Source organism: Nonomuraea sp. NPDC050022 (assembly GCF_044460705.1).
In the GTDB taxonomy this organism is placed as follows: domain Bacteria; phylum Actinomycetota; class Actinomycetes; order Streptosporangiales; family Streptosporangiaceae; genus Nonomuraea.
This window is the reverse complement of record NZ_JBITKE010000008.1, coordinates 127,259-139,391: the sequence shown is the minus strand read 5'-3', so window position 1 is coordinate 139,391 and position 12,133 is coordinate 127,259. Positions and strand designations below refer to the sequence as shown.

The window sequence follows — 12,133 nt, the reverse complement described above, 5'->3', positions numbered from 1 at the left end:
GCAGGTCCGCGGTGGCGCGCGTCAAGAAGAGGTGGTCGGCGCGTGGACGCTCCGGGCGGTCTGGTTCCGCAGCCACTCCTCCATGACCTGCCGGAAGGCTCCGCTCAGGAGGAAAAGAAGTTCGGCGGATGACTCGAAGCGGGCGCCCGCCGGGGTGGTGGCCCCGAGAATCTCGGCTCCGCGCTGCGATGCGACGGCCAGGGCCTCGTTCATCCGCAGAGCCGCGCGGAGCGTCCCGAGCCAGATCTGATCGTCGATGACATAGCGTTCGCGGCGCGCGCCGGGGGCCCGTTCGCGGCTGAGCATGCCCTGCTGTTCGAGGAAGGCGATGGCGTGTGAGATCGACGCGGGGCTGACGCGGAGCCGCTGGACCAGGTCGGCGGCGGTGAGAGCGCCGGAGTCGGTGATGTACAGGCAGGCCAGCACCCTGGCCTCCATCCGGGGCAGGCCCTGCTGAACGAGGAGAGCGGTGAAGGACTCCGTGAAGTCCCGCACCGCTTGGGGGTCACGCCCGTGGCCGCTGTCGGGGATCGGCGGCGCCGGAGGCTGAGCCTGCTTGTGCCGGCGCGCACGATGCCGGGTGGCCTCGTGCGCCTGCTCCGCCCCGTAGTCGTCGGGTCCGCCGTTGCGGGTGACCTCCCGCATGATGGTCGAGGCGGGCCGCCCTAGACGCCGGCCGATCTCCGCGTATCCGAGCCCCTCGGCCAGCGCCGCCGCGATGCGCTGACGGTCCTCATTGGTGAGTCTGCCTCCGGGCATCGGTGCTCGTCTCCTGTCTCTCGACATGCGCGGGCCGCACACCCACCGCAACAGTATGTATTCGCTCGCTTCCCATTGCAATGCAAGTCTGATCACCCTTTGCATTCAGTCTCACAGTCATTGCAAAGAAGGCCATGTTTACTAGATAGAGCAGGTGAAACGGGCTCTCATTGCTTGTTGACTGATTTATAAACGCAATGTAGTGTCGCAGGCGTTCAGGGTTTTCCGAACGGCACCGGTGGCGCCGCTGAGGGTGACCCATGACCGAGCCCCAGGCAGGGCTCGCAGAGATCGAACACTGTGCGCGAGGAGATTCATGATGGGAAACGGCAACGGCGGCTTCTCCGAAGCGGGGCTGCGCCGACTGCGTGACGTGCTGGGACGGCATGTCGAGTCCGGGAAGATTCCCGGGCTGGTCGCCCTGGTCGGCCGGGGCGAGGAGACGCACGTCGAGGCGATCGGGACGATGCGCCATGACGGTGGCGCGCCGATGCGCCGGGACACGATCTTCCGGATGGCCTCGACGTCCAAGCCGGTCGCGATGGCGGCGGCGATGGTGCTGCTGGATGAGTGCCGGCTGCGACTGGATGACCTGGTGGAGCCGTGGCTGCCCGAGCTCGCCGATCGGCAGGTGCTCAAGCGGATCGACGGCCCGCTGGACGACACGGTGCCCGCGCGGCGGCCGATCACCGTACGGGATCTGCTGACCTCCACGTTCGGGCTCGGCATGGACATGACGGCGCTGGGCACGCCGATCATGGGCGCGATCTTCGAGCGGGGGCTGACGCCCGATCTGCCGGAGCCGATGCCCGGGCCGGATGAGTGGATGCGCCGTCTGGGCGAGCTGCCGCTGATGCACCAGCCTGGAGAGCGCTGGCAGTATCAGATCAGCCACGACGTGCTCAGCGTGCTGGTCGCCAGGGTCACCGGCCAGTCGTTCGAGGAGTTCCTGCGCGAGCGTATCTTCGAGCCGCTGGGCATGAAGGACACCGGCTTCCACGTGCCCGCTGACCAGATCGATCGGCTGCCGGACCTGTACGCCCCCGACCCGCGGAGCGGGGAGTTCCACGTGTGGGACGCGGCCGACGGGGGACGCTGGAGCAAGCCTCCGGCCTTCCAGGGCAGCGGCGGTGGGCTGGTCTCCACCGCCGACGACTACCACGCCTACTTCCGGATGCTGCTGAACGGCGGCACGCACGGCGGCGAACGGATCCTGTCACGGCCCGCCGTCGAGCTGATGACCACCAACCGCCTCACCCCCGAGCAGCAGGCCGCCCGGCACGCCATGGCCGTCAACAACGTCCATGTGTCCTTCGGCCAAGGCCAGCACGGCGGCTGGGGCTTCGGGATGGCGGTGCGCACCTACCGCGGCGACTACGCGCCCATCGGCCAGTTCGGCTGGGACGGCGGAAGCGGCACCTCGACCTACGCCGACCCCGCCAACCAGCTCACCGGCATCATGCTCACCCAGGTCGGGATGTCCGTCCCCAATTCGGCGCGGCTGATCCACGACTTCTGGACCACCCTCTACCAGGCGCTCGACGACTGACCCGCCTGCCTGGTCGAGCGTCCGTGGCCGGGACGGGGCGAGAGAAGTGTTCTCCACTGAAGATGGCTCGCATCGCAAACAATCGTCGGATGTGAAGCCCGATGCGAGCCTGATGTCCTCCCATCGCCGCCACGCCTGCTCCGAGTGGGCGGGTGGAGGCCCACTCGCCGCGAACACGCGAGCCTCCCTCGGCCCAGGAAGCGTCATGCCCCACGTCCGCAGGTTCCGCCTTGCCCTGATCTCGACGATCGTCGCCTTGGCCGTACTGACAGCCGGATGTTCCAGGCAGAGCGACACCGGCGCATCGCCCGGTGCCTCCGGAGACGCGGGCCGCAAGCTGTCCGTCGTCGTGGTCTCCGGCCCGCTGAGCGATCCGTTCTTCGGCGCCATGAAGAGCGGGTCGGACGCGGCCGGCAAGGAGCTGAACGTCTCCACCGAGTACATCAGCCCCACATCGACGGACGTGTCAGGTCCCACTCTCGCCAAGCTCATGTAGGCCGCTGACAGTCCACGGGGCGACAACCGTAACGGGGTGCTGGGGTCAAGCACCCGTAAAGCTCTTCTTCCCTGAGGTGCAACAAGACGGTGGCCGCCCTTGTTTTCCGAGCTGGGGGGGAATGTCCAGGATCGTGAGGGGCGGCCTCACCTCGCGATTGGAGCACCGACATGCCCCTGGTAGGCATCGACATGGTCCGCGGACGCCGCCCCGACCAGGTCAAGGCCGTCGTCGACGCCGTCCATCACGCGCTGGTGGAGGTCTTGGGGATCCCGGTAGGAGTACGTCGACGGGGAATCGCCGATCCCCGGCTGGCGGCCATCGCCGAAGGAGGCTCCTGATGTCCGATCATCTCGATGCTCCGGGGATGAAGCCGCCGCATGGCGATGCCCGGATCGACATCACCGACATCTTCGCCTTCCGGCAGCCCGGTGACCAGGACCGCTCGGTCCTGATCATGTGCGTCAACCCGCTGGCACCGACCATGGGGGAGCGGTTCCACCCGCGGGCCGTGTACAACCTGAACCTGGACACCAACGGCGACGCCGTGGCCGACCTGACCTTCGCGGTCACCTTCTCCGGCGAGGCGGAACAGACGGCGAGGGTGAAGCTGGACGGCGAGGTGCTCTTCGCCGGTGCCCCGGTGTGTTTCGGGCCGCGGGCGCAGACTTCCACCGAGGGGGAGTACCGCTTCTTCGCCGGGCTCCGCAGCGATCCGTTCTTCTTCGACCTGGAGGGCTTCAAGGCGGGCATGGCCTTCACCGGGGCCGACTTCTTCGCCGACAAGAACGTCTTCGCCATCGTGCTGGAGGTGCCCAACAGCCTGTTCCTGGAGCAACCGGTCGGCTACTGGACGACGGTGCTGCTGGAGGGCACGCAGGTCGAGCGGATGGGCCGGCCGCTGATGAACATCGTCTTCACCAAGGACAAGGACAAGAACGCCTACAACGCCGGCGCGCCCGCCGACGACCGGCGCGACCACACCGGCAAGATCGTCGGGGCCCTGCTGGGCGCGGGCGGCGGCTACACCGAGCACGAGGCCACCGAGGTGGCCGGGCAGTTGCTGCCCGACCTGCTCACCTACGATTGCACCGATCCGGCCGGCTACCCGAACGGCCGCCAGCTCGCCGACGACATCATCGACGCGCAGCTGGCCATCCTGACCAAGGGGAACGCGCCCTCCCAGGGGATCAAGCCGCACAGCGACACGCTCACGGTCTTCCCCTACCTGGGCGCTCCGAACTGAATTTCCCAGTCACTGGTCCCACCTCCTAACCTCGGAGCCGAGGACGGCGAAGGGCCGGATCCGGCACCGGCAGGAGAGCAGGCCACCATGAACAGCGCACTGACCGCCATCGGCCTGTCCGTTCCAGTGCTGGCCGCACCCATGGCCGGCGGCGCCACCACGCCCCGGCTGGTCACCGCCGCCGCCGAAGCCGGCGGCCTCGGGTTGCTGGCCGGCGGCTACAAGCGCCCGGAAGCGCTCGCGGAGCAGATCGCCGAGGTACGAGCGGCCGCCGTCCCGTTCGGCGTCAACCTGTTCGCCCCCAACCCGATCCCAGCCGCCCCCGCTGCCTACCGCCGCTACGCCCGCACCATCCAGCCCGAAGCCGACCAGTACGGACTCGACCTCGCCACCGTCGCTCTCACCGAAGACGACGACCATTGGCGCGACAAGATCGACCTCCTCCTTGCCAACCCCGTCCCGCTGGCCGGCTTCACCTTCGGCATCCCGGATCCGGCGGTCATCAAGGCGCTGCGCGCCGCCGGCACGCTTATCGCACAGACGGTCACCTCTGCCGAGGAAGCGCTCCGCGCCGCCAACGCGGGCGCCGACCTCCTGGCCGTACAGGCGGGCGCGGCCGGTGGCCACTCGGGCACCCTCACCCCCGACCGCCTTCCCGCGGCGACACCGATCACCCAGCTGCTGCGCGAAGTGGCCCAGGTGACCGATCTCCCGCTCATCGCCGCAGGAGGTCTGGCCACCGGCGATGCCGTCGCCGAGGTCCTGCGGGCCGGCGCTGTTGCCGCCATGGTGGGCACCGTCCTGATCCGCGCCGACGAAAGCGGCGCCTCGAAAACGCACCAGGACGCTCTCGCCGACCCGGCCCGAGACCGGACGATCGTCACCCGCGCGTTCACCGGCCGCCCCGCACGCGCGCTGCGCAACGCCTTCACTGACAGCTACGACCACCTCGCCCCGGCCGGCTACCCCGCGCTGCACCACCTGACCAGCCCGCTGCGCCGAGCCGCGGCCGCCGCCGGTGACGCCGAACGCCTCCACCTGTGGGCCGGCACCGGTTACCGGCACGCGTCCGCCGAGCCCGCGGCGCGCATCCTGGCCCGCCTCGCGGCGAACCTGTAGCACGCCGTTAGTTCTCTCCGGGAGACGGCTCCCATCGCCAACAATCGTTGGACCCGAAGATAACGGCGCGCTTAACGTCCCCTCTACCGCTGGTCAGCCGGCCAGGAGGCCCAGCCGAAGGGGACATCAGCTTGTTGCCGAACAACCGCCGCACCGAATCTCCCGAGGTCGAGCAGACCTCACCCCGCGATCTCCGCCGCATCATCGTCGCCGGGCTCGTCCTGGCCGCGCTGACCTTCCTGCCGCTGTACGCGTGGATGAAAGCGGCCGCAGGTAATCACCAGTACGCGCAGATCGTCATCGCCGTGCTGCTGCAGATCGTGTTCTCGGCGATGATCTACGGGCCGACGGCCGCTTACCTGACCGAGCTGTTCCCTCGTCCACCGGCGCCGAGCTCGCCGGTATCGCTCACCCGATTGACGTGGCGGCACTGTCGGCGCTGGTCAGTGTGACGCTGTCGCGCAACGGCCGGAGGAACCGCGCGGTCAGCGGCGTCTGGGGCCGCTTCGACCCGGCTCCATCCCTGGAGACGCCGGCCGGCACGTGATCAACGGTCAAGCCGGCGACGGCGAGACGGATTCGCGACTGCGGACCGGCATCGGGACCCGGTGCACCTCGCCGGCCCGGTCGGTGTCCGCATGCTCGCGGTCGGCCTCGGTGAACCGGTCGATTTCCGTGAACAGCACGTCGACGGCCTTGCGGCCCAGTTCGTAGTGGGGCAGCGCCACGGTGGTCAGTTGGGGCCGCATCCACGAGGCGAGGGGGTGGTCGTCGAAGGAGACGATGGAGACGTCCCCCGGCACCTTGAGCCCGAAGTCGTCGAGTGCCTGGTAGGCGCCCATGGCGATGCGGTCGTTGAAGCAGATCAGCGCACGCGGCCTGGCGGTGCGCAGGAGGTCGCGCGTCGCGGCGAGGCCGTACTCCGGCTGCCAGTCGGGACAGGTGCGGGCGCCCGCCACTTTGACCCCCGCCGCGCCGAGCGCTTCGCGGATACCGACGAGCCGCTCCACCGCCGCGAGGCTCTGCGCGGGCACGTCGCGCAGGCGCGGGCCCGCGCCGATCAGGTAGATGTCGTCGCGATGGCCGGCGTCGAGCAGGACACGGGCCGCGCGGCGGCCGGCCTCGGCCTCGTCGGGGATGACGGCGGGCAGGGGAGTGGGCTGCTTGGGCAGCGCGTTGAGCAGCACTGCGGGCGCGGCCGTGATGCCCTTGGGCACCTTGATGGTCCTGGTGAACATCGAGGCCAGGATGAGCCCGTCGACCTGGCGGTCGTGCATGGCCTGCAGCAGGAGGCGTTCAAGTTCGGCGTCGCCTTCGGTCTCACCGATGAACAGCATGAAACCGCGCTCACGGGCCGCCTCCAGCGCGCCCTTGATCATGTCGCCGGCCAGCCGCGAGGTGGCGACGGTGTCGGAGACGAAGCCGATCGTCCGGCTGGTGCCCGTACGCAGGCCCACGGAGACGATGTTGGGCCGGTACTGCAACTCCTCGGCCGCCCGCAGGACCCGCTGCTCGACGTCCTGAGAGATACGCAGCTCACGGCCGCGGCCGGACAGCACCAGCGAGGCGGTCGGGCGGGAGACACCGGCCGCCTTGGCCACATCGGCCAGCGTGACCCGTCGTGGGCTCACCCAGGACCTCCGATCGTCAAGAGAGTGGTACGGGGGGTTGACATCGTATGACGCGCGCCGTGAGACTATCGGGCGCTAACCCGATTTAGCAACGGAAAGCGGGACATCAGCCCGGTGCCGATCGTCCCAAGCAGCAGAGGAGATGCACATGGCACGCCGAGTTCGCCCCGGCAGGTCCGGGGCCGCGCTTGTGATCGCCATGGGGACGCTGGCCGCCGCCTGCGCGGCTCCCGGCAGCGACAGCCCGCGACCCCAGGCCACCAGCGCCTCGCCGGTGTCCGCGGCGCCCACCTGCGGCACCGCGCCGATCACCATGAACGGCTACTTCGAGACCGGCTTCCCCCTCCCCAAGGCGCTGACCACCGAGTTCACCAAGCAGCACCCGAACGTCACGTGGAACATCCGCGAGGACCAGTTCGCCGTCATCACCCAGAACGCCCCGCGCGTGCTGGCCGACAACCCGCCCGACCTGATGCGCCTGCCCCAGGTCTCCGAGCTGGTGAAGGACAATCTGCTGAAGAACCTGGACGGCTATGCGACGGCGTTCGGCTGGGACAAATGGCCGGCCTCGCAGCTCCAGCAGCTGCGCCTGGGCCCGGGCGGCCGGCCGCGCGGCGAGGGCTCGCTGTACGCCCTGGGCCTCAACTTCAGCATGACCGGCGTCTTCTACAACAAGAAGCTCGCCGCGCAGGCCGGGATGTCCGCGCCGCCCGCCACGCTGGCGGAGCTCGACGCGGTGCTGGCCAAGGCCAAGAGCGCGGGTATCACGCCCATCGTGCAGTTCAACGGCGGCGCCACCGGCGGCCTGGCCTTCCCGCTGCAGAACCTCATGGCCTCCTACGGACCGCCCCAGCCGATCAACGACTGGATCTTCCAGAAGCCCGGCGCCACCATCGACACCCCGTCGAACCTGCAAGCCGCCCAGCACCTGGAGCGGTGGATCAAGGCCGGCTACTTCCAGAAGGACGTCAACGCGGTCGACTACGCGACGATGATGAGCCGCTTCATCGGCGGCAAGGGCCTGTTCATGTTCAACGGCGACTGGGAGTCGGGCAACCTCGACAAGCAGATGGCGGGCAACGTCGCCTTCTCCCTGATGCCGCCGGTCCAGCAGGGCGGCAAGCGGGCCGCCATGTCGGCGCCTCTGACCTTCGGGATCGCCGCGAACGCCAAGAACGCCGACTGCGCCGCCTTCTTCCTCAACTGGGTGGCCACCGACAAGCGGGCCCGCGAGATCGGCGTGGAGGTCGGCGGATCGCGTCCGATGGGACCGGCCGACGCGTACATGCCCGCCGTCGAATCCGGCACGGTCACCGCCGGCACGCTGGCCGCGGGGGCGGACATCGCCAAGGACAACGGCGCGATGGACTTCATCGCCAACGCCACCGGCGCCATCTACGCCAAGAGCTGGACCCCCCAGCTGCAGAAACTCGTCGCGGGACAGCAGACGCCGCAGGAACTGCTGAAGAGCGTCCAGGCCGACTACGCCGGCCAGCTCGAAGGGAACTGAGGCAGGTGGGACTCTCGCACCGGCGGCCGGCCGTGGCCAAGCTGCGCGGCGCGCGCGGCTTGGCCGGCTGGCTGTTCGTCGCCCCGGCGCTCGCCTTCTACGCGGTGTTCGTCCTGCGCCCGATCGCCCTGACCGTTCAGTACTCGCTCTACGACTGGGACGGCATCGGCCCGTCCACCTGGGTGGGCCCGGCCAACTACGGCAAGGTCTTCACCGACCCGGACCTGTTCGACTCGCTGGTCAACGCCGTCAAGCTGATCGTGTTCTTCAGCGCGATCCCGGTCGTGCTGGGCCTGGCCATCGCCGCGACGATCCGGCGGATCTCCGCCAGCAGACTCGCCCTGATCGCGCGGACCGTGCTGTTCCTGCCGCAGGTCATCCCGCTGGTGGCGGCCGGCATCGCGTGGAGCTGGCTGCTGGCCTCCACCGGCGTGATCAACCAGTTGCTCTCGCTCGTCGGCCTCGGGGGAGTGACCCGGGCCTGGCTGGGCGACTTCGCCACCGCCCTGCCCGCGGTCGGCATGATCGGCGCGTGGGTGCTGCTCGGCCTGTGCACGCTGCTGCTCCTGGCCGGCATGAGCAAGATCGACCCGGCGCTGTACGAGGCCGCCCGGCTGGACGGCGCGGGGGCGTGGCGGGAGTTCGTCTCCATCACGGTGCCGAGCCTGCGCCAGGAGATCGCGGTCTGCGTCACGGTGACGGTGATCGCGGCCCTGGCGAGCTTCGACATCATCTACATCTCCACCCAGGGCGGTCCCGGCAACACGACCATGGTGCCCGGCCTGCAGATCTTCTACCTGGCCTTCTCCGAACGCGAGGTGGGCATGGCCTCGGCCCTGGCCGTGGTGCTCATGGTCCTGGTGATCGCCTGCGCCCTGCCCATCCAGTGGTTCGCGAAGGACGGCAACCGATGATCACCGCCTCGCGGGAAGCCTGGACCGGCAGGCTGCTGCTCGTCCTCATGATGGCGGTCACGCTCCTGCCGTTCCTCAGCCTGTTCGTCACCGCCCTGCACCCCTCGGGCACCTACCCGGCGGGGCTGGCCTGGCCGGACCACCCGCAGTGGGGCAACTTCCCGCGCGCCTTCGAGGCCGCGAAGATGGGGGAGCTGCTGAAGTCGAGCGCCCTCATCGTGCTCGGCGTGGTCCCGATCTCGATCCTGCTGGGTACGATGGCCGGCTTCGCCATCGGTCACCTGCGCGTGATCGGCGGCCGGGTGATCTTCCTGCTGTTCGTGCTCGGCCTGACCCTCCCCTTCGAGGGCATCATCACGCCGCTGTATTACCAGATCCGCGACATGGGGCTGCTCAACACCCGCTGGGCGATCATCCTGCCGCTCATCGGCCTGTTCATGCCGTTCAGCGTCTTCTGGATGCGCGCCCACTTCGTCAACATGCCCGGGGAGCTGTCGGAGAGCGCGCGGATGGACGGCGCCAACGTGTGGCAGCTGTTCCGGCGCATCCACGTCCCCCTGGCGATGCCGGCGATCTCGTCCTTGGGCATCCTGCTGTTCCTGTGGACCTGGAACCAGTTCCTGCTGGCCATCGTCCTGGTCGACGATCCCACCAAACGCACGATGTCCGGCGCCCTGGGCGCCTTCCAGGGACAGTGGGGCACCGATATCCCGCTGCTGTGCGCCGGGTCGCTGCTGATCCTGACGCCCACGCTGGTGATCTTCCTCATCTTCCAGCGTCACTTCGTCAAGGCCCTGCTCCAGGGCTCCTTGAAGGGATGACCATGCTCCATCCGGCACGCTGGACCCGCCGGCACCTCGACCTGCTCGCCGAGGCCGCCACGACCTCGGCGCCCGTCATCGCCCCCGCCTCCGTGCCACCGATCCTGCCGGGCCACGACCTGTGGGACCTGTGGCCGATCCAGGACGAGGACGGCTCGACGAGCGTGCTCGGCGGCCGGGAGCTGTGGATGGCCCTGTCGGCCCCCGCCGCCGGCCACCCCGAAGAGCGCCATGACCAGGCCCGGATCCGCCTGCTCGCCCGACGCGGCGACGAGTGGGAGGACCTGGGGAACGCCTTCGCCGACGGCGCCGCGCCCGGCAGCCGTGAATGGTCCGGGTCAGCGGTCCGGTGGCCTGATGGGACCGTGTCGGTGTACTACACGGCCGCCGGACGGCGCGGCGAAGCACGACCGACGTACCGGCAGAGCGTCATCGAGGCCCGCGCCGCCCTGATCGCCGACGACGGCCGGATCTCGTTGAGACCGGACGCCGAGCACAGGGAGGTGCTGCGCTCCGACGGCCGGATGTACCTGCCGACAGAGGAGGGCGACGGAGCCCCGGGCCTGCCGGTGGGGGAGGGTGACGGAGCCCCAGGCCTGCCGGTGGGGGAGGGTGACGGAGCGCCGGGCCGTATCAGGGCCTTCCGCGATCCCGGCTGGTTCCGCGACCCGGCCGACGGGCGCGACCATCTCCTCGTCGCCGCGTCCACCGCGTGGCAGGACGGCTTCACCGGCGCGATCGCCCTGGCCGAGCGACAAGCGGGCACCTGGTCCCTCCTGCCGCCACTGCTCGTCGCCGAAGGTATCAACCACGAGCTCGAACGACCGCACGTCATCGTCCGTGACGGCCGGTACTACCTCTTCTTCTCCACCCAACGCCACACCTTTCACCCGGCCGGCCGCGCGCCCACCGGGCTCTACGGCTTCGCCGCACCGAGCCTGACCGGGCCGTACGAGCCGCTCAACGGGTCCGGGCTCGTGATCCAGAACCCCGCCCGCGAACCCGACCAGGCATACGCCTGGCTGGTGCTGCCCGACCTCCGTGTGGTCAGCTTCGCCAACTACCGCTCCTGCCAGGGCGCGGATCCGCGATCCGCGCCGGCCGCGCGGGCACGGGCCGGCTTCGGCGGCACCATCGCCCCGATGCTCAAGCTCAGCCTGGACGCGATGACCACCTCTGTCATCCCGTGTGGATGAAGTCGCGGACGAGCTTCACCAGCTCCGTCGGCCGCTCGGCCATCACGATGTGTCCGCTGTCGACTTCCTCGTACGAGGCACCCGGGATGGCGGCGGCCAGCTCGCGGGAGTACTCCGCGGAGATCAGCGTGTCGCGGGCGCACCCGATCACCAGCGTCGGCGCCTGAATCCGCGGCAGCAGGTCGCGGACGTCCAGCCGAGAGGCGAGATCGATCTGCCGGAGCCGGCCCGCATGGGGCCGGAAGGCCGTGGCGAGCTCCGCCACGGCCGCCGGGCCGATGGAAGCCAGATGCTCACGGCTGAAGGCGATCAGCATCGTGTACCGCGCGAAGGTGTCGCCATCACCGGCGAGATCGCGCCAGACGGTGAACGCGTTGCGGAGGTACGCATCGCCCCGCCCGGCCCAGCCCGTGACCGACACGACGCTGCGCACCAGATCCGGCCGTACGGCGGCCAACGCGGCGACCACCGAAGCCCCCATGGAGTGCCCGACCACGTCGGCGGGCCCCTCCCCGAGGTCGGAGATCACGGCGGCGACTTGTTCGACGAGCAGCTCGACCGTGAGCTCGCTCCCGTCGTCGCGCGCCGCGTCGCTTCCCGAAAGATCCGGCAGTACCACCGTGCTGGTGCCCGTGAACGCCCCGGCCACGCCGTCCCATGCCTTCGAGCCCGGACTGCCCCCATGCACCAGGACGAGCGGGCGGCCCTCGCCCATCACCCGGTACGGCACGTGCGCGGCGCCCACTGTGATCTCTCTCATGTCGATCTCTCTCATGTCTGTCTCCCCTTCTCATCGCTGGACACCAGGGACGATGCCACGGGCGTGCGGTGATGAGGAGGGGAGCCGATTGCCTAGGATCGGCCCTCCTAGCGTGCGCGGCCCGCGCAGCTC

General features: G+C 69.6%; 13 protein-coding genes. 10 read left to right on the top strand and 3 right to left on the bottom strand.

What is annotated here, in order from left to right:
• Nucleotides 1-21 precede the first annotated feature (21 nt).
• Nucleotides 22-759: a helix-turn-helix domain-containing protein gene (locus ACIBO2_RS32970; RefSeq protein WP_358543580.1), complete on the bottom strand. Its 738-nt coding sequence runs from the start codon at nt 757-759 to the stop codon at nt 22-24.
• Nucleotides 760-1,078: 319 nt separating this feature from the next.
• Between ACIBO2_RS32970 and ACIBO2_RS32965 the strand changes: the two genes are divergently transcribed.
• From ACIBO2_RS32965 to ACIBO2_RS32940, 6 genes are all read left to right on the top strand, one after another.
• Nucleotides 1,079-2,308 carry a serine hydrolase domain-containing protein gene (locus tag ACIBO2_RS32965; RefSeq protein ID WP_358543935.1) on the top strand — a complete coding sequence of 410 codons (1,230 nt, stop codon included), beginning with the start codon at nt 1,079-1,081 and terminating at the stop codon, nt 2,306-2,308.
• Nucleotides 2,309-2,513: 205 nt separating this feature from the next.
• Complete coding sequence (locus ACIBO2_RS32960; protein WP_358543582.1) at nt 2,514-2,804, top strand: hypothetical protein; 291 nt, start codon at nt 2,514-2,516, stop codon at nt 2,802-2,804.
• A gap of 170 nt (nt 2,805-2,974) precedes the next feature.
• Nucleotides 2,975-3,145 carry a tautomerase family protein gene (locus tag ACIBO2_RS32955; protein ID WP_358543585.1) on the top strand — a complete coding sequence of 57 codons (171 nt, stop codon included), beginning with the start codon at nt 2,975-2,977 and terminating at the stop codon, nt 3,143-3,145.
• Nucleotides 3,145-4,050: a DUF4331 family protein gene (locus tag ACIBO2_RS32950; RefSeq protein ID WP_358543588.1), complete on the top strand. Its 906-nt coding sequence runs from the start codon at nt 3,145-3,147 to the stop codon at nt 4,048-4,050. The genes ACIBO2_RS32955 and ACIBO2_RS32950 overlap by 1 nt, the downstream gene beginning before the upstream one ends.
• Before the next feature lie 87 nt (nt 4,051-4,137).
• Nucleotides 4,138-5,169, top strand: a complete 1,032-nt coding sequence (locus ACIBO2_RS32945; RefSeq protein WP_358543591.1) for a nitronate monooxygenase — start codon at nt 4,138-4,140, stop codon at nt 5,167-5,169.
• Between the two features lie 131 nt (nt 5,170-5,300).
• Nucleotides 5,301-5,621 (top strand): hypothetical protein, encoded by a 321-nt coding sequence (locus ACIBO2_RS32940; RefSeq protein WP_358543594.1) that lies wholly within the window; start codon nt 5,301-5,303, stop codon nt 5,619-5,621.
• A gap of 102 nt (nt 5,622-5,723) precedes the next feature.
• Here the strand turns inward: ACIBO2_RS32940 and ACIBO2_RS32935 are convergent, their stop codons facing one another.
• Complete coding sequence (locus ACIBO2_RS32935) at nt 5,724-6,800, bottom strand: LacI family DNA-binding transcriptional regulator (protein ID WP_358543597.1); 1,077 nt, start codon at nt 6,798-6,800, stop codon at nt 5,724-5,726.
• Nucleotides 6,801-6,948: 148 nt separating this feature from the next.
• Here ACIBO2_RS32935 and ACIBO2_RS32930 point away from each other — a divergent pair, with 148 nt between their 5' ends.
• Genes ACIBO2_RS32930 through ACIBO2_RS32915 form a run of 4 tightly spaced genes read left to right on the top strand, consistent with a single transcriptional unit; the run spans nt 6,949 to nt 11,241 of the window.
• Complete coding sequence (locus tag ACIBO2_RS32930) at nt 6,949-8,310, top strand: ABC transporter substrate-binding protein (protein ID WP_397301915.1); 1,362 nt, start codon at nt 6,949-6,951, stop codon at nt 8,308-8,310.
• Between the two features lie 5 nt (nt 8,311-8,315).
• A complete protein-coding gene (locus ACIBO2_RS32925; protein ID WP_358543601.1) occupies nt 8,316-9,224 on the top strand; it encodes a sugar ABC transporter permease in 909 nt (302 codons plus the stop codon).
• On the top strand, nt 9,221-10,045 hold the full coding sequence (locus tag ACIBO2_RS32920) for a carbohydrate ABC transporter permease (RefSeq protein ID WP_358445907.1): 825 nt from the start codon (nt 9,221-9,223) through the stop codon (nt 10,043-10,045). The genes ACIBO2_RS32925 and ACIBO2_RS32920 overlap by 4 nt, the downstream gene beginning before the upstream one ends.
• Nucleotides 10,046-10,047: 2 nt before the next feature.
• Nucleotides 10,048-11,241: a glycoside hydrolase family 68 protein gene (locus ACIBO2_RS32915; protein WP_358543604.1), complete on the top strand. Its 1,194-nt coding sequence runs from the start codon at nt 10,048-10,050 to the stop codon at nt 11,239-11,241.
• On the opposite strand, the gene ACIBO2_RS32910 is transcribed toward ACIBO2_RS32915, so the two are convergent.
• On the bottom strand, nt 11,225-12,016 hold the full coding sequence (locus ACIBO2_RS32910) for an alpha/beta hydrolase (RefSeq protein ID WP_358543607.1): 792 nt from the start codon (nt 12,014-12,016) through the stop codon (nt 11,225-11,227). The genes ACIBO2_RS32915 and ACIBO2_RS32910 overlap by 17 nt on opposite strands.
• Nucleotides 12,017-12,133 lie beyond the last annotated feature (117 nt).